This window comes from Novosphingobium sp. MD-1, assembly GCF_001014975.1.
GTDB lineage: Bacteria > Pseudomonadota > Alphaproteobacteria > Sphingomonadales > Sphingomonadaceae > Novosphingobium.
The window spans coordinates 64134-87851 of record NZ_BBXA01000020.1; the positions used below are offsets into that span (position 1 = coordinate 64134).

At 66.7% G+C, this 23718-nt stretch carries 18 protein-coding genes; 11 read left to right on the top strand and 7 right to left on the bottom strand.

The window, feature by feature from the left end:
* Positions 1-20 precede the first annotated feature (20 nt).
* On the top strand, positions 21-1838 hold the full coding sequence (gene glgX / locus NMD1_RS05155; RefSeq protein ID WP_233497369.1) for a glycogen debranching protein GlgX: 1818 nt from the start codon (positions 21-23) through the stop codon (positions 1836-1838).
* On the opposite strand, the gene NMD1_RS05160 is transcribed toward glgX, so the two are convergent.
* From NMD1_RS05160 to NMD1_RS05175, 4 genes are all read right to left on the bottom strand, one after another.
* On the bottom strand, positions 1829-3460 hold the full coding sequence (locus NMD1_RS05160) for an FAD-binding oxidoreductase (RefSeq protein WP_125953972.1): 1632 nt from the start codon (positions 3458-3460) through the stop codon (positions 1829-1831). The two genes, glgX and NMD1_RS05160, sit on opposite strands and share 10 nt — an antisense overlap.
* Positions 3457-3774 (bottom strand): cytochrome c, encoded by a 318-nt coding sequence (locus tag NMD1_RS05165; RefSeq protein WP_125953973.1) that lies wholly within the window; start codon positions 3772-3774, stop codon positions 3457-3459. The genes NMD1_RS05160 and NMD1_RS05165 overlap by 4 nt, the downstream gene beginning before the upstream one ends.
* A 149-nt stretch (positions 3775-3923) precedes the next feature.
* Positions 3924-4580, bottom strand: a complete 657-nt coding sequence (locus tag NMD1_RS05170) for a TetR/AcrR family transcriptional regulator (protein ID WP_158453917.1) — start codon at positions 4578-4580, stop codon at positions 3924-3926.
* A gap of 53 nt (positions 4581-4633) precedes the next feature.
* Positions 4634-5317, bottom strand: a complete 684-nt coding sequence (locus NMD1_RS05175) for an alpha/beta hydrolase (RefSeq protein WP_124809351.1) — start codon at positions 5315-5317, stop codon at positions 4634-4636.
* Positions 5318-5810: 493 nt separating this feature from the next.
* Here NMD1_RS05175 and NMD1_RS05180 point away from each other — a divergent pair, with 493 nt between their 5' ends.
* From NMD1_RS05180 to NMD1_RS05190, 3 genes are all read left to right on the top strand, one after another.
* Positions 5811-6590 carry a DUF2334 domain-containing protein gene (locus NMD1_RS05180; RefSeq protein WP_125953975.1) on the top strand — a complete coding sequence of 260 codons (780 nt, stop codon included), beginning with the start codon at positions 5811-5813 and terminating at the stop codon, positions 6588-6590.
* A gap of 129 nt (positions 6591-6719) precedes the next feature.
* Positions 6720-7643: a hypothetical protein gene (locus NMD1_RS05185; protein WP_223806625.1), complete on the top strand. Its 924-nt coding sequence runs from the start codon at positions 6720-6722 to the stop codon at positions 7641-7643.
* Positions 7644-8816, top strand: a complete 1173-nt coding sequence (locus NMD1_RS05190; RefSeq protein WP_125953976.1) for a glycosyltransferase — start codon at positions 7644-7646, stop codon at positions 8814-8816.
* A gap of 148 nt (positions 8817-8964) precedes the next feature.
* Here the strand turns inward: NMD1_RS05190 and NMD1_RS05195 are convergent, their stop codons facing one another.
* From NMD1_RS05195 to NMD1_RS05205, 3 genes are all read right to left on the bottom strand, one after another.
* Entirely contained in the window at positions 8965-11304 is a 2340-nt protein-coding gene (locus NMD1_RS05195) for a TonB-dependent receptor (RefSeq protein ID WP_124809354.1), read from the bottom strand.
* A 333-nt stretch (positions 11305-11637) separates the two neighbouring features.
* Positions 11638-13923 (bottom strand): TonB-dependent receptor domain-containing protein, encoded by a 2286-nt coding sequence (locus NMD1_RS05200; RefSeq protein ID WP_125953977.1) that lies wholly within the window; start codon positions 13921-13923, stop codon positions 11638-11640.
* 102 nt (positions 13924-14025) lie between these two features.
* Positions 14026-14946, bottom strand: coding sequence for a LysR family transcriptional regulator (locus NMD1_RS05205; RefSeq protein ID WP_124809356.1), 921 nt, complete (start codon positions 14944-14946; stop codon positions 14026-14028).
* Positions 14947-15052: 106 nt separating this feature from the next.
* Here NMD1_RS05205 and NMD1_RS05210 point away from each other — a divergent pair, with 106 nt between their 5' ends.
* The 7 genes from NMD1_RS05210 to NMD1_RS05240 all read left to right on the top strand — a co-directional run bounded on the left by NMD1_RS05210 (position 15053) and on the right by NMD1_RS05240 (position 23712).
* Positions 15053-15751, top strand: coding sequence for a pirin family protein (locus NMD1_RS05210; protein WP_124809357.1), 699 nt, complete (start codon positions 15053-15055; stop codon positions 15749-15751).
* A 43-nt stretch (positions 15752-15794) separates the two neighbouring features.
* The gene (locus NMD1_RS05215; RefSeq protein WP_125953978.1) at positions 15795-16208 is read left to right on the top strand and encodes a DoxX family protein; all 414 of its coding nucleotides are present in this window, start codon (positions 15795-15797) and stop codon (positions 16206-16208) included.
* 78 nt (positions 16209-16286) lie between these two features.
* Positions 16287-16874 carry a nitroreductase family protein gene (locus NMD1_RS05220; RefSeq protein WP_124809359.1) on the top strand — a complete coding sequence of 196 codons (588 nt, stop codon included), beginning with the start codon at positions 16287-16289 and terminating at the stop codon, positions 16872-16874.
* Between the two features lie 165 nt (positions 16875-17039).
* The gene (locus tag NMD1_RS05225) at positions 17040-17666 is read left to right on the top strand and encodes a murein L,D-transpeptidase catalytic domain family protein (protein WP_124809360.1); all 627 of its coding nucleotides are present in this window, start codon (positions 17040-17042) and stop codon (positions 17664-17666) included.
* Positions 17667-17996: 330 nt separating this feature from the next.
* Positions 17997-19163: an efflux RND transporter periplasmic adaptor subunit gene (locus tag NMD1_RS05230; protein WP_233497370.1), complete on the top strand. Its 1167-nt coding sequence runs from the start codon at positions 17997-17999 to the stop codon at positions 19161-19163.
* A 5-nt stretch (positions 19164-19168) separates the two neighbouring features.
* Positions 19169-22303 (top strand): efflux RND transporter permease subunit, encoded by a 3135-nt coding sequence (locus NMD1_RS05235; RefSeq protein WP_125953980.1) that lies wholly within the window; start codon positions 19169-19171, stop codon positions 22301-22303.
* A complete protein-coding gene (locus NMD1_RS05240; RefSeq protein WP_125953981.1) occupies positions 22300-23712 on the top strand; it encodes an efflux transporter outer membrane subunit in 1413 nt (470 codons plus the stop codon). Before NMD1_RS05235 ends, NMD1_RS05240 begins: the two co-directional genes overlap by 4 nt.
* Positions 23713-23718 lie beyond the last annotated feature (6 nt).

The window sequence follows — 23718 nt, forward strand, 5'->3', positions numbered from 1 at the left end:
GGTGACGTGAGGGCGAAGCCGTGAGCGGGGCGGCGGGCGTCAGCATCGGATCGGGCGCCACGCGCTTCGCGGTGCGCGCGCCGCTGGCCGAGGCGGTATGGCTGTGCCTGTTCGACGAGGGCGGCGAACGGCGCGAACCCATGGCGCGCTTCGGCGAGACGTGGATCGCGGAACTGCCCGGCGATCTTGCCGGCGCGCGCTATGGCTATCGCGCCGCAGGCCCGTGGGCGCCCGAACGCGGACTGTGGTTCGATCCGGCCAAGCTGCTGGTCGATCCCCATGCCGTGGAGCTGGACCACCGCTTCGCCTACGATCCGCGCTTGTCGCAATTCGGGGTGGACACGGCACCGCTCGTGCCCAAGGCGATCGTTCCCGGCGCGCTCCCGGCCTGCCCCGATGAAGCCCCGCGCTTCACCCGCGGCGGGCTGATCTACGAAGTGAACGTGCGCGCCTTCACCATGCTGCACCCCGATGTGCCGGAGGCGCTGCGCGGGACGGTGGCGGCGCTGGCCCATCCTGCCGTGCTCGCCCACCTCCAGAAGCTCCACGTCAGTGCGGTGGAGCTGATGCCGATCGTGGCGTGGATCGACGAACGCCACCTGCCACCGCTTGGGCTGTGCAACGCCTGGGGCTACAACCCGGTGGCGCCGATGGCGCTCGATCCCGGCCTGTGCCCCGGCGGCGTGGCCGAACTGCGCGATACCGTGGCCGCGCTTCATGCGGCGGGGATCGGCGTGCTACTCGATCTGGTGTTCAACCACACCGGCGAAAGCGACGTGTTCGGCCCCATCCTTTCGCTGCGCGGGCTGGACAACGCCGCCTATGCCCACGCGCCCGACGGCAGCCTGATCAACGATACCGGCTGCGGCAATACGCTCGATTTCGGCAACCCGGCGGTGCGGCGGCTGACGCTCGACACGCTGCGCCATTTCGTGCGCCATGCCGGCGTTGACGGCTTCCGCTTCGATCTTGCCCCGATCCTGGCGCGCAGCCCCGGCTTTGCCGCCGATGCCCCGATCTTCGCCGAGATCGCCGCCGATCCGCTGCTGGCCGACCGGGTGATGATCGCCGAACCGTGGGACATCGGCCCCGGCGGATACCAGCTCGGCCGGTTCCCCGACACCTGGCTCGAATGGAACGACCGCTACCGCGACGATGTGCGGCGCTTCTGGCGCGGCGATGCCGGCGTGGGCGTGCTGGCGACGCGCGTCGCCGGATCGTCCGACGTGTTCGGCCAGGAAAGCTGCCGCAGCGTGAACTTCCTCGCCGCGCACGACGGGTTCACGCTGGCCGATAGCGTAGCCTACGCACACCGCCACAACTGGACCAATGGCGAGGACAACCGCGACGGCCATGGCGAGAACTTTTCGTGGAACAACGGGGTGGAAGGCCAGACCGACGACTCCGCCGTGCTCACGCGCCGCGCGGCGGACCTGCGCGCGCTGCTGGGCACGCTGTTCGGCTCGACCGGCACGATCATGCTGACCGCCGGCGACGAGTTCGGCCGCACGCAGCAGGGCAACAACAACGCTTACGCGCAGGACAACGCGATCGGCTGGGTCGACTGGGCCGGCCGCGACCGCGCACTGGAAGACTGGGTCGCCAGCCTCGCCGCCTGGCGCGCCGCGCGGGCGGGCTGGTTCACCCGCTTCCCGGAGGACGGAGAGTGGTCATCGCTCGATGGCCGGCCGATGGATGCGGCGCTGTGGGAAGCCCCCGAAACGGAGGGCTTCCGCTATGCCTCGCACGATCCGGCCCGCCCCTTCGCGCTGACGATCGACCGGGCCGCCCGGCTGGCCCTGCCTGCCGATGCCGCACCCGCCGATAATCAGGGATGAATCCCCGATTTGCCCGGTGAGAGAATACCGTTGGGATCGATCGCGCGCTTGAGCGTGCGGTTGAAGTCGCGGTTCACCTCGCCGTATTGCTGCGCCACGAGGTCCATCGAATTGACCCCGGTGCGATAGCTGGCCCAGCCCTGCGCGCCGAAGCGCGTGACCAGTTCGCGATAGCAGGCGTCGGCCTTCTGTTCCTGCGCCGGGTCGGCCTTGTCGAACAGCAGCGCGAGGATGTGGTGCAGATCGCGCCAGCCGATCGCATAGGCGGCGGTGTAATCGAAGCCGTGCTTTTCGACGATCTCCTTCGCCAGCGCGGTCTGCCGCTCCGCCTCCACGCCGCGCGCCGCCGCCACGGGGGCGAACCAGGCCAGGCCACCGCCCGCCCCGCGCCAGCGCAGCAGGCCCACTTCGTCCAGGTTGAGGCCGCCCTGCATCAGCGTCTGGTGGTGGTGGAACCACGGGTTGCCTTCCATCTCCGCCGCCGTCAGCACCTCGCCGCCGCTCGCGGTCAGCGTCGCCCGGATAATCGGCTCCACCCCCGCCACCGTCTGTTCGGTGCCATAGAGCGCGAAATAGGTGTTCCACATGCCAAGGCCGTTGGCGCTGGCCGCCTTCTTCAGCGAGGCTTCATCGAGCGGCGCGCCATCGGGCACGATCTCGTTGCGCCGCTTGAACATGGCCAGCTGGTACGATGCGCTCATCATCAGATTGCAGTTGGCGACAAGGTTGGACACGCGCAGCGGCCGCATCGCCTCGATGATCTTCGGCACGTCCTCCATATTGGCATGGCGCACCATGAAGGGCTTGTAGACCGGGGGCTTGGGCATCAGCCACAGGCCCATTTTGGTGACAATGCCGAAGTTCGACTGGGTGAAGAGGCCATCGAGATAAGGCCCGTAGCCCCACTTGAACGCCTGCCACGCCGTGCTGCCCTTGATGCTGCCCATGCCGGTGCGCATCAGGCGTCCATCGGGCAGGCACACTTCCATGCCGCACTGGAACATGAAGTGTTCGCCATAGGGCGTGTAGCCCACTCCGCGATCAAGCGTGTTGCCCACCGGCGAGGCGATCGGGCCGACGGTAGGCACGTCGATCCACAGCGGGATCTTGTGCTCCTCCAGGTAATCCTTGAGCTGCTGGTAGGTGACGCCCGGTTCGAGCAGGCAGGTGCCGAGATCGGCGTCCACTTCCAGGATGCGGTTCATCCGCTTGAGATCGAGCACCACCTGCCCCGGCGTGGCCGGCGCCGTCATGCCATAGCCCATGTTCTTGCCGGTCGAGACGGTCCACAGCGGCTGCTTGTAGGTATTGGCGATGCGGACGATCTCCTGCACCTCCTCCACCGACTGCGGGCAGACCGCGCCCACCGGCTTGTACTGGTGAGCGGGATCGGGAATGTAGGTCTTCGACCAGGGCACCACCGCCTCCTCGTCGCCGAACACCCATTCCGCGCCGACCACGCCCCGGAACGCCTTCATCGCGCCGGCAAAGTCCGCCTTGGTGCGCCCCGGCGCCAGCGGCGCGGGGTTGGCCGCGCTCGCCCCAGTACCCAGCCCCGCCGCCAGCGAAGCCCCCAGCCCGGTGCCGAGCAGGCTGCGACGATCGATCGAAAAGCCGCTCATTGTCCGTGCTCCTCCTTGCGCGCGGGCGCCGCCGCGATCCACGCCGCCAGCGCGTCAAGCTCCGCTGGCGTCACTTCGGTCGGGCGGAACGCGGGCATCCCGTTCTGGCCATGCCGCGCCACGTATTTCACGGTTTCGGCGGGCAAGTGACGGCCCAGCAGGATCGGGCCGACGTTGCGGCCGTGGCAGTACCCGCACACTTTCGCATAGACCTGCTCGGGCGCGCGCGGCGCCTGCGCCTCTCCCAGCCGCTGCTGCGCCGTGACCGGGCCAGCCAGCGCCAGCGCGATCATGCCTCCATACACGCGAAGCATCCCACAACTCCCGTCCGGGGGCTGTGCACCCCCTTTTTTCATATCTTACTATATGTAAAATTTGAACGCGGATGGGATAGGGAGTCAAGCGCTGCGAACGCCGCGCGTGTCACGCTGCGAAATGCGGGCAGGTGCCCCGAAAACGGGCATCAAAGATCGGCAAGCGGGGTGCGCGCCAGCACCGCCGCCTTCGCGGGAGCCATGCCCAGCCCGACAAGCACGGACTCGGCGATCTGGGCCGGGTAATCCTCCCCCGTCTCCTCGCGCAGCAGGGTCACCAGCGCCGAAAGCGTCGCGCCGAGCACGACATCGCGGCCGATGCGCGCGTCAGTGATGCGGAAGGCGCCGGACGCCATGCCCTCTTCCACCGTGCGCTGCGCCTGCTGGTGCGTCTCCGCGCCGAAGATGATGCCGCAGGCGCTGATGTTGACGATCGACCAGGCCCAGCGCGCATCCTGCTGCCCGCGCCGCAGGTAGTACCGGATCGCGGTGGCGGTGCGCTGCGCGGCATCCGGCAGCGTGCCGATCGCCTGCACCACCGCCGCCAGGAAATCGTGCGTCACTTCCCAGGACAGCGCCTCGCGCAAGTCCTCCATCCCGGTGAAGTGGTTATAGAACGTGGGACGGGTGATCCGCGCCGCGTCGCAGATTTCCTCGACGCGGGTAAACAGGCCGTTCTGCCGCCCGAACAGATCGAACGTCGCCGCCAGAATCCGCGTGCGGGTGCGCGCCTTGCGCTCGCGGCCGATTTCGGCACGGCGTTCGCCATCGATTCTGCGCTCGCCCGCGCGTGCTGTGCCGGCCATTTCCATCGCCGGGGCTTAACGCGCGGGCCGTGGTGCAGGCAATGGTCCGCGGATCAGCGCTCCGCCAGATGCTGACCCCGCCCATCGCCGATGGAGCCGAGACGCGGCAACGGCCGCTTGCCCGCGACCGCCGAACGCAAGCCGTCCGGCAGCAATTGCGAGAGCAGAAGCTGGCCGAAGGTCCACTCGCCCAGATCGGATTCCGCGTTGATATGACCGGCCGGCCCCGCATCGGCGAAACGGCTGCCCCATACCGTGGCCAGGCGACGCGCTGCGCTGAAGCGCAGGTAGGGATCGTTGCGACTGGCGACGAGGATCGAGGGGAACGGCAGTTCGGCAGGCGGGAACGGCGCAAACCGGGTCAGCCGCCGGTCAAGCGGGCGCTCCTCCACGTCCGGCGGCGCCACCAGCAGCGCACCCACCACCGGCCCGTCGCGGCCGGGCTGTTCGTATTCGGCCCACCATGCCACGGCAAGGCAGCCCAGGCTGTGCGCGACGAGCACCACGGGGCGGTCGGCCCGCTGGATCGCCAAGTTCAGCTTGTTGACCCAGGTGTTGCGATGTGGATCGTCCCACAGGCCAAGGTCGACCCGGTGGCAATTGTCGAATTCCTGTTCCCAGATGGTCTGCCAGTGGCCGGGGCCGCTGTTGTTCAGCCCGGGAACAGTGAGCACAAGGGGTTCGCGATCGGTGTTGGTGCCGGAAGGCAGCCCCGAAAGCAGCGTATGGGTGGCCATGATTGCATCTCCTGAAGGATTGCCGGCCGGTCGACTCGGAATACGTCCCGACGCCCTCAAGATAACTCAACTCATAAAGTAGACAATGCCCGGGCGGTGGAATGATTTCTTTTCAGGCCCAAGCGCGGGCTTGGCATCTGGCGTGCCGGATCCGATCCGCGCGGCGGAGAATTAACGATCTGTAATTGCCCTGACACATCGCGGGAAGAAGCGAACGGCTAGATGCGGTATCGGCCTTGAATTCCAACTTCAGCGGATAGGGGCCGAAGTGCGCAGCAATCCCGGGACAGACGGCCGGCTTTCGGGCCAGCCGCCTGTCCTTGGAGCCAGGCGCCGGCACCGGCGTCACAATAATGGCACACTCGCGGTGCCACGAGCCGGAAGGATGTTTCGCTTGCTGGAATACACGATCGGCGACGTCTATCGGGCATGGGCTTGCGCTCCGCAGGCCTTTTTCTGACGCCAGATCACACCAAGCGCCAAACCGCCGTTGATGACCGCAAGCTCCTCTTCCTCCCGCCGTCTGCTCGTGTCGATCCACGATGTCTCGCCGCGTTTCGAGCGGCAGGTCGATGCACTGGCCGAACGGCTTGCCGCGCATCTGGGCGGACCGCGCTTTGCCATGCTGGTCATTCCCGATCACTGGCACGGCGCCCCGCTGGCCGAAGCGCAGGCATTTCAGCGCCGTTTGCGGGACTGGGCCGATGCGGGCGTGGAAATGTTCCTGCACGGCTGGTCGCACATCGACGAAACGCCACCCCAGGGTAGCGTGGCCGGCTTCAAGGCGAAGCGCATGACCGCTGGTGAAGGCGAGTTCCTCAGCCTTTCCCGCGCCGAGGCCCTGGCGCGCATGACGCGAGGGCGGGCGCTGGTGGAAGAGGCGATCGGCCGTCCGGTCGCCGGCTTCATCGCACCGGCCTGGCTTTACAGCGATGGCGCACTGGAGGCCGCGCGCGACGCCGGCTTCGCGTTGGCGGAAGATCACATGAAGGTCTGGGAGCCGGCCACCGGCGCGGTCGTCGCCCGTGGCCCCGTGGTCACCTGGGCCAGCCGCAGCCGCCCCCGCATCGCCAGTTCGATCGCCTTCGCGGCGCTGGCCCGCACGGCCTTGCCGCACGTGCTGCCAACGCTGCGTCTCGCGGTCCATCCCGGCGATTGCAGCGTACCGGCCCTGCTTGCCAGCATCGACAGCACGCTGCGCTGCTTCCTGCGCACGCACCGGGCCAGCCGCTACGATTCGGTCGCCACCGCGCCAAAGGCGCTGGCCGCGTGACGCGCCGCCTGCCGCCTCCGCCGCGGACCGTTCATCCGGCCGCAAGGTTTGCCGCCCTAGGCGCGGCTCGATCCTGCTACCGGCCCGCCACCGAGTTGCGGCCATGCTGTTTCTCTCAAGGTTTTCGCGATGACTAGCGCGTCCGATGTCTCCGCACCCGGGATGAGCCTGCCCGATCCGATCGCCGCCGGCGCTGGGCTGCGCAAGTGGAGCCCCCTGCTCGGTCCCGCCATCTCGCTGGCGATTCTCGGCGCGGTCCTGCTGCAGCTGCGCGAGCTGAACTGGTCGATGATCTGGTCGATCATCCCCCGATCGCCGTTGGTGTGGCTGGTGCTTGCGGCCAGCTATTTCGCCGCGCCGGCCGCGGACTGGCTGATCTTCCGCCGCCTGTGGAACATCCCGGCGGCGGGCTTCATCCCACTGGTCAAGAAGATGATCGGCAACGAGCTACTGCTCGGTTACGTCGGCGAGGTCTACTTCTACGACTGGGCGCGCAAGCATGTGAAGATGGAAGGTTCGCCCTTCGGCGCGGTGAAGGACGTGGCCATCCTCTCGGCGCTGGCGGGCAACATCCTCACGCTGGCCATGCTGGCGCTGGCCTGGCCGCTGATCGGGCTGCTGGGCTTCGGCAAGGACGGCAACCTCATGGCGATGTCGATCGGCATCGTCCTGCTGACCTCGCTGGTCATCATGTTCTTCCGCAACGGGCTGCTCAGCCTGCCGCGCGACGAACTGATCTACACCTTCGTCGTCCATTGCCTGCGCGTGATCGCCAACACCGGCTTCGCCGCGCTGGCCTGGCACCTGATCCTGCCGGGCGTGAGCCTGGGATCGTGGCTGCTGCTGGCCACGATGCGCCTGCTGATCTCGCGCCTGCCGCTGATCCCCAACAAGGACATCGCCTTTGCCGGCGTCGCCACCCTGCTGGTGGGCGAACACCTCAAGATCGGGGTGATGATCGCGATGGTCTCGATGCTGATCCTGGCCACGCACGTCATCCTGTTTCTGGCGCTGACGGTGCTGGACGCGGTGCGCAAGGAAAAGGCGGCGTAGATGAAGATCGTCGACGTCTGCGCCTTCTATGCGCCCAAGGGCGGCGGCGTGCGGACCTATATCGACCGCAAGCTCAAGGTCGGCGCCGCGCTGGGGCATGAAGTGGTGGTCATCGCCCCTGGCGCCCACGATCATGTCGAACAGCGCGGCCCCAATGCCCGGATCGTGTGGCTGAAATCGCAGCTGTTCCCGCTCGATTTCAACTATCGCTATTTCAACGATACCGAAGCGCTCTATGCCGCGCTCGATCGCGAGGCGCCCGATTTCGTCGAAGTCTCTTCCCCCTGGCGCAGCGCCAGCACGATCGCCGACTGGCCGGGCAATGCCCCGCGCGCGCTGATCATGCATGCCGATCCGCTGTCGGCCTATGCCTATCGCTGGCTCGATCCCGTGGCCAAGCGGCCCACGATCGATCGCGCGTTCGACCGTTACTGGCGGCACCTGCGCCGGCTTGACGGGAAATACGACATGGTGGTCAGCGCCAGTCCCGGGCTGTCCGCGCGGCTGGTCGAAGGCGGTTTGCGCCACGTGGTGACCAACCCGATGGGCGTCGATCCGGGCGTGTTTTCACCGCGCCTGCGCGATGAAGACCTGCGCCGCCGCCTGCTGGCGATGTGCGAGCTGCCCGAAAGCGCCACGCTGCTGCTCGGCGTCGGCCGCTTCGCGCCCGAAAAGCGCTGGCCGATGCTGGTCGAGGCGGTCGAGGCCGCCGGCTCGCGCCATCCGGTCGGGCTGGTGCTGGTGGGACAGGGGCGGGACCGCAAGGCGATCGTGCGCCGCGTTTCGGCCAATCCGCATATCCGCATCCTGAAGCCGATCACCGATCGTGGCGAACTTGCCCGCGTGATGGCCAGCGCCGACGCGCTGGTCCACGGGTGCGAGGCGGAAACGTTCTGCATGGTCGCCGCCGAAGCGCGCGCCAGCGGCCTGCCGCTGATCGCGCCCGACGAAGGCGGCGCGGCGGATCAGGCCCGCGCCTCCGGCGGCTGGACCTATGCCTCGGCCAGCGCCGCCGCCGCTGCGGATGCCATCGCCGACTATGCCGCGCGGCGCGAACGCGGCGAAACCGGCCCGCACGCGATCATCCCGCCGCCGCGCACGATGGACGATCACTTCGCGGAGCTGTTCGCCTCTTACGAACGCCTGGTTACTCCGCACCGCCGCGCGGCCTGAAGGCTGCCCCCCATTTTACGCGAAAGCCGCCGGCACGTTCCGCCGCGCACAAAAAAGCGGCGGCAAGGCACAGGCCCGCCGCCGCAAAGGGTGGTCAGAAGTAAGCCGGGGCAGGCCAGCAGCCCGTCCCGGCCTTATTCGTCATGCGTCAGAACTGAACCGTCGCATCAATACCGAAGGTGCGCGGCGCGTTGTAGTTCGCGTAGTCGCCCAGCGAGGTATTGGCGCCCGAACGACGATAGATGTGTTCTTCGTTGAACAGGTTGCGCGCCCAGGCCGAAACGGTCAGCTTCTGGCCGCCATCGCTCATCGGGATGTCCGCCAGCGACAGGCGGGCGTTCACGATGAAGCTCTTGTCGGTCATCAGCTTTTCGCCGGCGAACGAGTGGACAGGATCGCTGTAGTTGCCATCGACGTGGAAGCGCAGTTCGGTACCGGCGCCGCCGACCGGCAGTTCATAATCCATCGAGCCCGACAGCGCGTTCTTCGGCGTGTACAGGATATAGACCGTTTCGAAGACCGGCGTGGTCACCGGCGGATTGAGCGAGGCGTTCAGCGCTTCCTGCACCGTGTTCCGCGCCGGCGGCACGTGGGTGTAGGTATAGGCGTAGGACAGGCCCATCGACAGCCCGTCGACCGGACGCACGGTCAGGTCCGCTTCAACGCCGCGAATCTTGGTGGTGCCAAGCGCGTTGACGGTTTCCAGCGTGTTCCGGACGGTGCCGTTCTGCTGCAGGATGAAATAGTTGAAGTCCACCTGCGTGTTGTCGCGGTCCATGATGTAACCGGCCACGTTGAAGCGCACCTTGCGGTCGAAGAACTCGGTCTTCAGGCCCACTTCGTAGGACTTCACCGATTCCGGCCCGAACGAGCGATAGTTCAGCGAGCGCGAGCTGGCGCCGCCGGCGCGATAGCCGGTGGCATACTTGGCGTACACGTTGATGTCGGGGTTGACCTCGTAGGCCAGCACCACCAGCGGATCGAACCGGCTGTTCGACTGGTCGAACGTGAAGTTCGTTGCCGCGCCGTTGACGGTGTAGAGCAGACCGTTCTTGTCGTCCTTGGTGTAGCGGCCGCCGACCGTGATGTGCAGCGGATCGAACGGGTTGTAAGTCACCTGGCCGTAAGCGGCATAGCTCTTGGCATAGGCCGTGCTGGCACGCGCCAGCGTAGCGCTGAGGTACGTCGACGGATCGTTGATGGTGTAGCCGTTGAGCGCCGCGTTCCACTTGTTGGTGTTCGGCGTGCGCGCCCAGTCGCTGGCACGTTCGTTGAAGTAGTACAGGCCGAACACGTAGTCGAACTTGCCGGCCGAACCGACCGCCTGCAACTCCTGGCTGAACTGGCGCTGCTGCAACCCGGCCAGCGAATAGCGGCTGAAGTTGACGTTCGGCCCCCAGATCGGCGTGCGGTGCGCGCCGCCCGAGTTGTCCCACTGTTCGTCGCTGACCGTGCGCCAAGACGTGATCGAGCGCAGTTCCAGGCCCGGCGACACCTTGTAGCTGATGTGCCCGGTGAAGCCCTTGGTGATGTCGATGCTCGGCTGCTGCGGCACACCGATATCGGCCGAGGTGGCACGGCCATAGCCGTACTGGATCAGCGGCGTGCCGTTGGCATCCTTGGGGATGTTGGCAAGCGCGGACGGCGTGATCGTCACGAGCTGGCTGTAGAACGGCGTGTTCTCGTCGCGCGACTTGTCGAACGCGAGGTCGATGGTCAGATCGCTGGTGGGCTTCCAGCGCGCCGCGATGCGGCCGCCGTAGCGGTGATACTGGTTCCAGCCGGCCTGGCCCGCCAGCGGGTTCTTGATCGTCGGATCCTGGTGCTGAAGCACACCATCGAGCTTGATCGAGATATTGTGGTATTCGGGCAGATCGAGGTGCAACTGGGCGTTGTACGAACCGTAGTTGCCCACGCCAGCCTGCAGGCGGCCACCGAATTCGCCGGTGGGCGCCTTGAGCACCATCGACAGCGCGCCGCCTTCGGTGTTCCGGCCGAACAGGGTGCCCTGCGGCCCCTTGAGCACTTCGACGCGCTCGACGTCATAGAGGCTGGCGTTCAGGCCATGCTGACGGCCGAGGTAGACACCATCGAGATAGACGCCGACGCCCTGTTCGCGCGCGGGCTGGTTGGCGTCGTCGGGAACGATGCCGCGAATACCGATCGTCAGCGCCGACTGGCGCGCTTCGAAGGTGGAGATGCGCAGCGACGGAACCGAGCCGTCGGCAAGGTCCATCAGGCTCTGGACGTGGCGCTTCTTGAGATCGTCCGCGCCCATCACCGAGATCGAGATCGGCGTCTGCTGGAGGTTCGTCTCGCGCTTGGTGGCGGTGACGACGATTTCGGTCAGGCCGGTGCTGTCGGTTTCGGGCGAAGCGGCATCGGCGGCGGGTGCGGCGGCTTCAGCGGCGAAGGCGGGGCTGACGGCAAGCGCAAGCGCTCCCGTTCCGGCCAGCAGGCCGGCACGCAGACAGGTCTGGAAGTTCATGTTTCCCTCACTTGTGAGGACTTGTGTCCTCGGGCGAGGCCGCGTCTAGCCGCCTTCCAATGCAGTTTTGTTACGGTCCCGCCGATTCTCTCGGGAAATGTTCGCGCACTGCGACGGACATGTGACGAAACCCAGGAATTTCAGAACGTTTCCAGATATTTCCCGCGAGGGAAAAATGCGGATGCCAATCCGCGAATCGCCCGTTCCCTGCGGCACGATCGGCGGTGCAGCGGTCCGCCGTCTGAAACAAAACGCCCCCCATCCCGAAGGATGGAAGGCGCTCCGCATTTGTTTTGATCGGAACCGGTACCCGGCTCCGAAATGGTGCAAGTGTCAGAAGGCGGTCTTCAGCGTCACGAACACCTGCCGCGGCGCGCCGGCCAGCAGGGTCTGGTTATCGCCGCTGAAGCCGAAGCCGTTCGAACCGATCGTGGCGACATAGCGCTTGTCGAACAGGTTGGTGGCGTTGACCTGCAGTTCCACCGGCTTGCGCCAGCCCACGTTGAAGCGATAGCCCAGCGAGGCATCGATCAGCGTGCGCGCGGGCACCTCCTGGTCGTTGAGATAGGTGAAATAGCGCTTCGACATGTAATTGGCCGAGACGCGGCCGAAGAACCCGTCGCTGTCATACGAGATTTCGCCGCGCAGCAGATGCTTGGGCGCGTCGACCACGGTCTTGCCCTTGGTCGCATAGAAGTTGCCCTTCGCGTCGGTGATGTCGTCGCGATAGGTCGTGTCGTTGTAGCTATAGGAGGCGAACGCGCCGAAGCCCATCGGCAGCTTCACGTCGAGCGCCGCCTCGATGCCCACCGCGCGCACGCTGCCCACGTTCTGCAGCGCGTTGGCCGCGCCGACGATGCCGACCGAGGTGGGAATGGTCAGCAGGCGGTTGCGGAAATCGACGTAGTAGCCGGCCAGCACCGCGTTCACCACGCCGGTGTTGTAGCGCAGGCCGCCTTCATAGGTATCGGACTGTTCGGGCTTGAGCTTGCCCTTGATCGCGTCGAACCCGGCCTGGGTGGACGAGAACGGCCCCGTCGTCGCCGACGAGACGAAGGCCCGCGTCACCGAGGTGAAGCCGGCGAACGCTTCCAGCCCCCGCCCGAACTTGTAGTTCACGCCCACGTGCGGCTGGAACCAGTCGCGCGCGGACAGGCGGCCGATCGTCCGGTCCCCCAGCACCAGCGGGTTGGCGTTATTGTTGACCTGGAAGCCCTTCCAGCCCAGGTTGATGTGCGCGTCGCCCAGCGTGATCTGGTCCTCGACATAATACTGCACCGTGGCGGTGTTGTACTTGATGTCCCACTGGGTGAAGAACGGGTTGCGCATGAAATCCAGGTGGTTGCGGCCCGGATTGGTACGGCTTTCATAGGCGTAGAAGCGCCGCGCCTGCTCGAAATTGTTGTTTTCGTACCACGCGCCGATGGCCACCTGGTTCGCGCCGAGATCGAGGTTCACGCTGCCGAACATGCCGGCGCGGTCGATCGTGTACTCGGTCGTGCGCACCGCCATCGGCACGCCGGTGGGGCTGTTGACATAGGGCGTGCCCCAGGTGCCCTGCCCGGAGTTGTGGTGGTAATAGGTCTTGAACTTGAAGGTCACCTTGTCACCGGCGGGGGCGGTGAGGCCCACCGCGCCCAGCCAGTCGCGGCGCAGGCCCGATGCGTCATAATAGGCATCGTCGAGCGTCTGGATCGGCGCCGGATAGACCGTGCCCGCCGTCGGGTTGAGCGGCGTGGTGCCGCTGTCGCCGCGATTGGCGCCGATATCCGCCACCTGCACCGCCAGCGCGTATTGCGAAGGGCCGAAATTGTCCCAGTCGTAGCCGAGCCGCTTGATCATGCCGAGCGAAAGATCCTGATAGTCCTGCTCGGCCCGGTCGGAATAGCTGAGATAGGCATCGACCGTGGCATCGCCCAGCGGCGCCACCACCTTGGCGTTGGCCATCAGCGTGCGCTGCTGCCCATCACCCTTCCACTTGTCGAGGTTCTGGTATTGCACGGAAGCAAAGGCGCGCAGCCCGTCGGCGGTGCCCAGGCCGACCCGGCCGAAGACGCGCACGGTGTTCGAGGAACCGTAGGTCACGTTGCCGTCCACGCCCAGCACGCGCGCGGGATCGATCGATTCGAACTCCAGCGTGCCGCCCAGGTTGTTGGTCGATTGCGTGTCGATCGAGCCCGACCCCTGCGACACGCGGGTCACGCCGATGTTTTCGGACGTGATCGCGCGGCTGATGTGCAGCCCGTTGACGTTGCCATAGGTCATGTCGCCCAGCGGAATGCCATCCAGCGTGAAACCAAGCTGGTTCTGGTTGAACCCGCGAATGGTGATGCGGGTCGACCATTCGTAGTTGCCGAAAGGATCGGCCGACTGGAAATTGACGCTGGGCAGTTTCTCGATGGCCTTCAGCGGGCTGGTGCCCGCCGCCAGCAGCGTCAGATCGGCGTTGGAGATTTCCTGGACCTGCCGCGTCTGGCCGGCACCGAACACGACGATTTCGGCACCGGCGGACGCATCGGCGGGAGCGGGCGCGGCTTCGTCGGCCGGGGCTTCGGCGGCAAAGGCGGGAGCGGCGACGGCCATGGCGGTCGTCACGAACAAGGCAGTCACACAGCGCATCTCTTTTCCCCTCATGGGCCTGGACTCGAGATGCGCCGCTAGACGGCCCGTGTTGCACGATCGTGCAGTTTTCCTTTCATTTCAAAGGCGGATTTGTGCGCGCTATATGACGATGGGGCCGGCGTGATCGCCACCACACCCCGCTTTCAGCGCCTCGATCAGCCAGGAACGCGCCGGCCCCGGCGGGCAATCCCGCCGCCACTGCGCGTTGAACGGATAGGCCACGCCGGGCGCTTCCTGCATCGGCAGCCGCACGAGTCGCCCGGCGTCGAGATCGTCTTGCACCAGATGCAGCGGCATGTTGCCCCAGCCGATCCCTTCCAGCAGCAAGGCGTGCTTGGCGCCGAGATCGCCCAGCCGCCACGTGCGCGCGCTGAGCACGGAGAAATCGCGGCCCTCGGTCAGGCTGGAACGGTCGGTCAGGACCAGTTGCAGATGCTGCCGCCCGGCCCCGGGGGGAATCTCGGTCAGGCGCGCCAGCGGGTGCGAAGGCGCGGCCACCGGCAGCAGTTCCACCTCGCCGATCCGCATCCGGTCGAGCACGGGGTCCTCGATCACCACCGGCCCCGTCACGCCCACATGCGCCCGCCCCTCCAGCAGCATTCCGGCGATCGCGCCGAGGGCTTCCACATGCAGGCGCAGGTCCACCGTCGGGAAATAGGCCTGGAACTGCCGGCAAAGCCGCGCCAGCCACGCGGTGGGATACATCACGTCCACGGCCAGCGTCAGTTCCGCCTCCAGCCCCTGGTTATAGCCGCGCACCGAGGCCATCAGCGCGTCAATATCGTCCGCCACCGCCCGTGCCGTCGCCAGCACCGCGCGGCCCGCTTCGGTCAGCGTCGGCCGGCGCGATCCCTCGCGCTCGAACAGGGTGACGCCGAACTGCGCCTCCAGGTTGGCGATGCCATAGCTGATGACCGAAATGGCCCGGCCCAGCTTGCGCGCGGCACCGTTGAAACTGCCTTCATCGACCACGGCGAGGAAGATGCGGATCTGGTCGATGGTTGGCTGGCCGACGTCCACGTTCGATACTCCTGAACATTCCCATCAATTTTATCGGAATTTTCAGATTGCCTTTCAAGGGCCATACCAAGGTCATTCGCTGCAACGCGATTTTTGGAGACATCCCGTGATCGAAGTTCGCCCCTTCCATTCGCTTGGCGCCGCCAACCACGGCTGGCTCGATGCGCACCACCATTTCTCGTTCGCCGACTATTACGACCCGCAGCGCGTGCAGTGGGGCGCCCTGCGCGTGTGGAACGATGATACCATCGCGGCGCAGAGCGGTTTCCCGCCGCATCCGCACAGCGACATGGAAATCGTCACCTATGTCCGCACCGGCGCGATCTCGCACCGCGACAACCTGGGCAACGCCGGCCGCACCGTGGCGGGAGACGTGCAGGTCATGTCCGCCGGCACCGGCATCCAGCATGCCGAATACAATCTGGAAGACGAGGAAACGACGCTGTTCCAGATCTGGATCATGCCCGACCGGCGCGGCCATGCGCCAAGCTGGGGCACGCGGCCCTTCCCGCGCGACAGCCGCACCGGCCGCTTCGACGTGCTGGCTTCGGGCGTCGCGGGTGACGAGGACGCGTTGCGCATCAACGCCAATGCCCGCGTACTGGGCGCGACGTTGCCGGCAGGCCAGAGCCTGCGTTACGAAATCGATCCCGACCGCCATGCCTATCTGGTTCCGGCCACCGGCCGCATCCGCATTGGCGACGCAGAAGCACAGGCCCGCGATGGCGTGGCCATCACCGGCATCGATACCATCGAGATTACCGCGCTCGAAGACAGCGAGATCGTCCTCGTCGACGCGGCCTGACTACCCCCGTTCTCCCCCCTTCGAACAGAAAGAATCCCATCCCATGACCATTCAGACCACTACCGCCCGCCCCGGCACTTCCGCCAGCGATGTCGCCGCTCTTGCCGGTCGCATCCTCCTTGCCGCCATCTTCGTGCTGAGCGGCCTGTCCAAGGTCGCCGCGCCCGCCGGAACGATCGGCTATATCGCCAGCGCGGGCCTGCCCTTGCCGCAAGTCGGCCTGGCCATCGCCGTTATCGTGGAACTGGGCGGCGGTCTGGCACTTGTGGCCGGCTTCCGCACCCGGTTCGTCGCAGCGGTGCTGGCGTTGTTCAGCCTGGCAACCGCGCTCGCCTTCCACAACCACCTTGCGGACCAGAACCAGTTCATCCACTTCTTCAAGAACGTGGCGATGGCTGGCGGCCTGTTGCAGGTCGTCGCTTTCGGCGCCGGCCGCTTCGCGCTCGACCGCCGTTGAAACCACGCATCCGGGCGGCCTCACCAGCCGCCCGCCCCTTTGCTGTCATCCCCGAAACTCGCTCCGGAAGGCCACGCCATGGAAAGCCGAACCACCAATCCCCGCCTTGTTCCGCTGCTGATCGACCGCTGGTCGCCGCGCGCCTTCGATGGCAGCGCCCTGCCGCAAGAAGACCTCGAGGTGATCCTGGAGGCTGCCGGCCTCGCCCCGTCCGCTTTCAACTACCAGCCCTGGCGCTTTCTCTATGCCGTGAACGGCGATGCGCACTGGGATCTGTTCCTTTCGCTGCTGATTCCGTTCAACGCCAGCTGGGCGAAGCAAGCCGGCGCGCTGGTCTTCATCCTCTCGGAAACGCACATGGGCAGCGGTGACGAAGCGCGGCCATCGCACAGCCACAGCTTCGACGCGGGCGCCGCCTGGGCGCAGCTGGCCCTGCAAGCCACGGCAATGGGCTACCACGCCCACGGCATGACCGGAATCGACTTCGACCGCATCCGTTCGGAACTCGGCATTCCCGAAAGCTTCCGCGTCGAAGCCGCCGCCGCGATCGGCCGCAAGGCATCGCCGGACGTGTTGCCCGAAGGCCTGCGCGCCAAGGAAGCGCCGAGCGGTCGCAAGGCCGTGGGTACGATTGCCGCCCGGGGAGCCTTCGACGCCCTGCCCTGAAAACCGGACGGGCGAAGCGAGCCGCGGCGGCAAAAGTTCCCGCCCCGCGGCTCGCCCCACGCGATCCCTGGCACCGCTCGCCGCACTTTCCTCCGTTGCGGTTTGAAATTCGGCGGGCTGCTCCGTACATCCCGGACAAGAGCAAAATCGGGGTCTCGGAATAGCATGTACCTGGGCAGGCGCCATTTTCTGGGCGCCATTGCCGGGTCGGCAGCCAGCCTGTTCATGCCGCGCGATCTTGCGCAGGCGATCGCCCCCCAGCCGGAACACCTTCCGGCGGGCGCAGACAGGTCCGTGCTGTTGTCTCGCGCATTGGCGGCCTTGCAGCAGCATCACGATCGCGTCGCCAGCCGCGACGTGATCGGCATCGTCGACTTTTCGGCGCCTTCGCGTCTGCCGCGCTTCCAGCTGGTCGATGTGGCGGCAGGAAAGGTCATTTCCGACCATCTCGTCGCGCACGGCAGCGGTTCCGATCCCGGCAACAGCGGCTGGGTCCAGCGCCTGTCGAACCGGCCCGGCTCCAACGCCTCGTGCAGCGGGGCCTTCCTGACCGGCGAAATCTACAGCGGCAAGCATGGCCGGTCGCGCCGGCTTCAGGGTCTGGATACCGAAAACAGCATGGCCTCCAGCCGTGGCATCGTGATCCACGCCGCGCGCTATGTCGCGCCCGATCTGGCGGAAAGCCAGGGGCGCGTGGGCCGCAGCCAGGGCTGCTTCGCGGTCTCCGCGGAGGATATCGCCCATGTGCTCGAACGGCTCGGCCCCGGCCGCCTGCTGTTCGCCGCGCGCTGACTGCGCCTTCCGCCGGCTTCCCGCGACCGACGGCTCACCACCTCCTTTTTTGACAAACGTCCAAAAAGGAGGTGTGCAGAATCTCCATTTGTATCATTGTGTCGCATCGATGCGGCAACGCAGCATAGGCAGGCGCACGCGCCGCGCGATGTGCTAGCAAGCTGCGAATCACGCGTTGAAAGCCATGGGGGCTTTCGGGGGAGACCATGTCGGAACATGACCTTGCCGCTGTCCGCACGGGGCGGTCGTTCTGATCTGCGGGAAATGCCATCGCCGATGCTGCCGTTGCTCCCTTGTCCGCATGGTCCGATGAAAGATTGCGAGCCGAAATTGCGTTTCCTTCTACCCTTGGCCTGCACCGCTCTCCTGCTTGCCGGATGCGGCGACAAGAAGGGAGACAAACAGTCGCCGACGCCCACCGTGGGCGTGATTGCCGCCCGCGCGGGACCGGTCGCGCTGACCGCGGACCTGGCCGGACGGACGCAGGCGTCGGAAGTGGCCGAAGTGCGGCCACAGGTGTCGGGCATCGTCATGGCGCGGCTGTTCGAGGAAGGCAGCAACGTCCGCGCGGGCCAGCCGCTCTATCAGATCGATTCGCGCCTCTATGCGGCGTCCCAGCAGCAGGCAAGCGCCGCGCTGACCAACGCGCAGGCATCGGTCGAAGCCAGCCGCCTGAAAGCGGAGCGCTATCGCGTACTGGCCGAGGAAGGCGGGATCAGCAAGCAGGACGCGGCGGATGCCATCGCGGCTTACAACCAGGCCCGCGCCCAAGTGGCGCTCAACCGCGCGTCGCTGGCTTCCGCCAACGTCAACCTGGGCTTCACCCGGATCACCTCTCCGATCAGCGGCCGGATCGGCCGGTCAGCCGTGACCAAGGGCGCGCTGGTGACGTCCAATCAGGCCGATGCGCTGGCCAAGGTGCAGCGGCTCGATCCGATCTGGGTCAACATCCAGCAATCGAGCACCGATTTCATGGCGCTGCGCCGCTCGATGGACGCCGGACGCATCGCGGCGGGATCGACGCCGGTGCGCATCATCCTGTCGGACGGCAGCGAATTTCCGGTCGAGGGCAAGCTGAACTTCGCGGATATCGACGTGAACGAGCAGACCGGCACGGTCACGCTGCGCGCCACCGTGCCCAATCCGCGTGGCGATCTGCTGCCCGGCCTGTTCGTGCGCGCGCGCGTGGGCCAGGGCACCGTGCCTGACGGCATCCTCGTCCCGCAAACGGCCGTCACGCGGTCTCCACGCGGCACCGCCACCGTGCTGGTCGTCAACGCCAAAAGCATGATCGAAACGCGGAACGTAACCGCGGATACCGCCGTCGGCACGAACTGGCTGATCACCAGCGGCCTCAAGCCCGGCGAGAAGATCGTGGTCGAAGGGCTGCTCAAGGCCCGCCCCGGCGCGAAGGTGAAGGCGGTGCCGGCGGGCAGCAAGGCAGCGGAAGAGGGTGGCGGGAAAGGTGCCGGCGCGCCGGCCGCCGCTGGCAAGTAAACGCCGTGCTGTCGAAATTCTTCGCGCATCGCCCGATTTTCGCCTGGGTCATCGCCATCGTGGTGATGGCGGCGGGCGGGTTCTCGATCACCACGATGGCGGTGGAGCAATATCCCGACATCGCGCCGCCGACCGTCTCGATCAACGCCAGCTACAACGGCGCGGACGCGCAGACGATCGAAAACAGCGTGACCCAGGTGCTGGAACAGCAGCTCAAGGGCATCGACGGGCTGCTCTATTTCACGTCCAGCAGCAGCAACGGTTCGGCGCAGATCACGGTGACCTTCGAAAAGGGCATCAATCCCGATACCGCGCAGGTCCAGGTGCAGAACGCGATCGCGCGCGGCGTCACGCGGCTGCCGCAGATCGTGCAGCAACTGGGCGTGAACGTGAACAAGGCGCAGGCCGACCAGTTGATGGTCGTCTCGCTCTACGATTCCACCGGCCGCAGCGACAACGCGGACATCGCCGACTATCTCGCCACGCACTTCCAGGACCCAATCTCGCGCGTGGAAGGCGTGGGCAGCGCCGACATCTTCGGCTCGCAATACGCCATGCGCATCTGGCTCGATCCCAACCGGCTCAACGCGGTGAAGCTGATGCCGGCGGACGTGATTTCGGCGCTGCAGGCCCAGAACACGCAGGTTTCGGCGGGCGAGATCGGCGCCCTGCCGTCGCAGCCGGGGCAGCGCCTCAACGCCACGGTAACGGCCCGGTCGCGGTTGGAAACGATCGACCAGTTCAAGGCGGTCGTACTCAAGACCCAGGCCGATGGCTCCACCGTCACGCTGGGCGATGTCGCCCGCGTCGAAATGGGGCTGGAGAATTACGGCTCGATCAACAAATTCAACGGCGCGCCCGCCACCGGCCTCGCCATCAATCTGGCATCCGGCGCCAACGCCATGGCCACCGCGCGGCTGGTCAAGGAAAAGGTCGCCGAACTGTCGACCGAGCTGCCCGAAGGCTACGCGGTCGCCTATCCGCGCGACAGCAGCACGTTCGTGAAGATTTCGATCGAGGAAGTGGTCTGGACGCTGATCGAGGCGATCGGGCTGGTCGTGGTGGTGATGTTCGTGTTCCTGCAGAACTGGCGCGCCACGCTGATCCCCGCGATCGCCGTGCCGGTGGTGCTGCTGGGCACCTTCGGCATCCTCGCCGCCGTGGGCTATTCGGTCAACACGCTGACCATGTTCGGCCTCGTCCTTGCCATCGGCCTGCTGGTCGACGATGCCATCGTGGTGGTCGAGAATGTCGAGCGCGTGATGCACGAGGAGCACCTGCCCCCGCTGGAGGCGACGGTGAAATCCATGGGCGAGATCACCTCGGCGCTGATCGGCATCACGCTGGTTCTGACCGCCGTGTTCATCCCCATGGCCTTCTTCGGCGGATCGACCGGCGTGATCTATCGCCAGTTCTCGGTCACCATCGTGTCCGCCATGGCGCTGTCGGTGATGGTCGCGCTGACGCTGACGCCGGCGCTGTGCGCCACGCTGCTGAAGGAGCACGAGAAGCCGCGCGGATGGTTCTTCGCCAAATTCAACCGCAGCTACGAAAGGCTGGAAGGCGGCTATCGCAGCCGGCTGCTGCGGGTGGTGAGCCGGCCACTTCCGGGCATGCTGGTGTTCGGCGGCGTTTGCCTGGGCATGGCGCTGCTCTATGCGCGGCTGCCCACCAGCTTCCTGCCGGACGAGGATCAGGGCAACCTTTCGCTCAGCTACACGCTGCCCGCCGGATCGACCATCGAACAGACGCAAGCCGTGGCCGACCAGCTTTCGGACTACATCAACCGTACGGAAAGCCACAACATCCAGGCCGTGTTCACCGTGGTGGGCCGCGGACAGGGCGGCAGCGGGCAGAACACCGGCCAGGGCTTCATCCTGCTCAAGCCGTGGGACGAACGGGTGGGCAGCGCGAACAGCGCCTCCGCCATCGCGCAACGCATCAACAAGCATTTCGCCTCCTCGCGCGATGGGCAGATTCTCGTCCTTTCGCCGCCGGCCATCCGCGGGTTGGGCAACGCTTCGGGCTTCGAGATGTGGCTGCAGGATGCCGAAGGACAGGGCACCGCCGCGCTGACCGCCGCGCGCAAGGACCTGCTGACGCAGGCGGCCGACGAGCCCCGGCTGGGCCAGGTGCGCTTCAACGGCCTTGAGGACACGCCGCAGCTCAAGGTGAAAGTGGATGACGCCGCGCTCACCGCGTTCCAGATCACGCCCGCCAACGTCAATTCCACGCTCTCGACCGCGTGGGGCGGCACGTATGTGAACGACTTCATCGACCGCGGCCGCGTCAAGCGCGTCTATGTCCAGGGCGATGCGCCGTTCCGCAGCCAGCCATCGGACCTGAGCCAGTGGTTCGTGCGCACCGCCGATGGCGACATGGCGCCCTTCTCGGCCTTTGCCGAAACGAGCTGGACGATCGGCGCGCCGATCCTGCGGCGCTTCAACGGCATTTCCGCGCAACAAGTGCAAGGCGCGCCGGGGCCGGGCACCAGTTCCGGCGATGCCATGAACGTGATCGAGAAAATGGCCAGCAAGCTCGATGGTGGCTTCACCGTGGCGTGGAGCGGGCTGTCCTATCAGGAGCGCCGGTCGAGCAGCCAGGCGCCGGTGCTCTATGCCGTGTCGATCTTCTTCATCTTCCTGTGCCTTGCCGCGCTCTACGAAAGCTGGTCGGTGCCGTTCTCGGTCCTGCTGGTCATTCCGCTGGGCGTGGTCGGCGCGGTGCTGGCGGTGACGCTGCGCGGGTTCGACAACGACATCTATTTCCAGGTGGCGCTGCTCACCACGATCGGCCTGTCCGCCAAGAACGCGATCCTGATCGTCGAATTCGCCGAAGCCGCGCTGCGCAGCGGCGTGCCGCCGCTCGAAGCCGCGCTAGAGGCCGCGCGGTTGCGCTTCCGCCCGATCATCATGACCAGCGTGGCCTTTATCGCCGGCGTGGTTCCGCTGGTGATCGCCAGCGGCGCGGGCGCGAACGGGCGGCGCGCGATCGGCACCGGGGTGATGGGCGGGATGCTTTCGGCCACCGCGCTCGCCATCTTCCTCGTCCCGCTGTTCTTCGTGCTGGTGAAGCGCTGGTTCGCGCGCAAGGCGGCAACCACGCCCGCGCCCGCAAGCGGTCAGGAGGCCGGAGCATGAACCGCCGCCTTCTGTTCGCCACGCTGCCGCTCGCCGCACCGATGGCGATCCTGGCCGGGTGCAACATGGCACCGAAATACGTCCGCCCGGAAGCGCCCGTCGCCCCCGCGCTGCCGCAGGGAGAATCCTATCCCGTGCTGGCCGCCGGCGAGACGCGCATCGACGAGATCGGCTGGCGCGATTTCTTCCTCGACGACCGGCTACGGCAGGTGATCGCCCTGTCGCTGGCCAACAACCGCGATCTGCGCGCGGCCGTGGCCAACGTGGAACAGGCGCAGGCGCTCTATCGCGTGCAGCGCGCCGCCCTGTTCCCCACCGTCGCCGCCACCGCAACCGGATCGGAAGCGCGCACCAACGGCCTCACGGTCGATACCCTGTCCACCGGCATCGGCATCTCCTCGTTCACGCTCGACCTGTTCGGCCGGCAGCGCAATCTCACGCAGGCGCAGTTCCAGACCTTTCTCGCCACCGATGAAGGGCGCAAGGCCACGCAGATCACGCTTGTCGCCGAAGTGGCGACCGCGTGGCTGACCTATGCCGCCAACGCCGATCTGCTGCGCGTGGCGGAAGAAACGCTGCAATCGCGCGAACAGAGCCTGGCGCTGACGCAGCGGCGCGAGGCCATGGGGATCGGCACCCGGCTCGACATCGCGCAGGCGCAGACCGCGCTCCAGACCGCGCGATCGGACGTGGCCGACTACAAGACCCGGCTGGCGCAGGCGCGCAACGCGCTGGAACTGCTGTCCGGGGCGCCGGTGGGCGAAGCCCTGCTGGCCGATACGCTGGGCAGCGGCGGGCAAACGCTCGCCACCCTGCCGGTGAACCTGTCCTCCGCCGTGCTGCTGCAACGGCCGGACGTGCTGGGCGCAGAACACCGCTTGCGCGCGGCCTATGCCAATATTGGCGCGGCGCGCGCGGCATGGTTCCCCACGATCTCGCTGACGGCCGCGCTCGGCGTCGCCTCGGGCAGCCTTTCCGGCCTGTTCAACAGTGGCGATTTCCGCTGGAACGCATCGGGCAACGCCAGCGAAACCGTGTTCGACGCCGGCGCGCGCAGCGGCAACCTCGCCTCGGCCAAGGCCGCGCGCACCGCCGCTGTCGCCACCTACGAAAAGACGATCCAGACCGCGTTCAGCGAAGTGGCCAACGCGCTCGCCCGGCGCGGCACGATCGACGACAAGCTGGCCGCGCAACTCGCGTTGACGGACAATGCCGGTCGCGCGCTCACCCTGTCGCAATCGCGCTATCGCAACGGGATCGACACCTACCTGACCACGCTGGACGCGCAGCGCACGCTCTACACCGCGCGCCTCAGCCTGGTGAACACGCGGCTGGCGGCGGCGAGCAACATGGTGGAGCTATACCGCAGCCTGGGCGGCGGCCTGAACGCGGAACCCGCGCGCCCCTGAACCGCC

Bases quoted from the DNA above. Each gene is read 5' to 3' on its own strand.
- NMD1_RS05160 (WP_125953972.1), bottom strand. From the start codon at position 3,460: ATGAGCGGCTTTTCGATCGATCGTCGCAGCCTGCTCGGCACCGGGCTG.
- NMD1_RS05165 (WP_125953973.1), bottom strand. From the start codon at position 3,774: ATGCTTCGCGTGTATGGAGGCATGATCGCGCTGGCGCTGGCTGGCCCG.
- NMD1_RS05170 (WP_158453917.1), bottom strand. From the start codon at position 4,580: ATGGCCGGCACAGCACGCGCGGGCGAGCGCAGAATCGATGGCGAACGC.
- NMD1_RS05175 (WP_124809351.1), bottom strand. From the start codon at position 5,317: ATGGCCACCCATACGCTGCTTTCGGGGCTGCCTTCCGGCACCAACACC.
- NMD1_RS05180 (WP_125953975.1), top strand. From the start codon at position 5,811: ATGACCGCAAGCTCCTCTTCCTCCCGCCGTCTGCTCGTGTCGATCCAC.
- NMD1_RS05185 (WP_223806625.1), top strand. From the start codon at position 6,720: ATGACTAGCGCGTCCGATGTCTCCGCACCCGGGATGAGCCTGCCCGAT.
- NMD1_RS05190 (WP_125953976.1), top strand. From the start codon at position 7,644: ATGAAGATCGTCGACGTCTGCGCCTTCTATGCGCCCAAGGGCGGCGGC.
- NMD1_RS05195 (WP_124809354.1), bottom strand. From the start codon at position 11,304: ATGAACTTCCAGACCTGTCTGCGTGCCGGCCTGCTGGCCGGAACGGGA.
- NMD1_RS05200 (WP_125953977.1), bottom strand. From the start codon at position 13,923: ATGCGCTGTGTGACTGCCTTGTTCGTGACGACCGCCATGGCCGTCGCC.
- NMD1_RS05215 (WP_125953978.1), top strand. From the start codon at position 15,795: ATGACCATTCAGACCACTACCGCCCGCCCCGGCACTTCCGCCAGCGAT.
- NMD1_RS05220 (WP_124809359.1), top strand. From the start codon at position 16,287: ATGGAAAGCCGAACCACCAATCCCCGCCTTGTTCCGCTGCTGATCGAC.
- NMD1_RS05225 (WP_124809360.1), top strand. From the start codon at position 17,040: ATGTACCTGGGCAGGCGCCATTTTCTGGGCGCCATTGCCGGGTCGGCA.
- NMD1_RS05240 (WP_125953981.1), top strand. From the start codon at position 22,300: ATGAACCGCCGCCTTCTGTTCGCCACGCTGCCGCTCGCCGCACCGATG.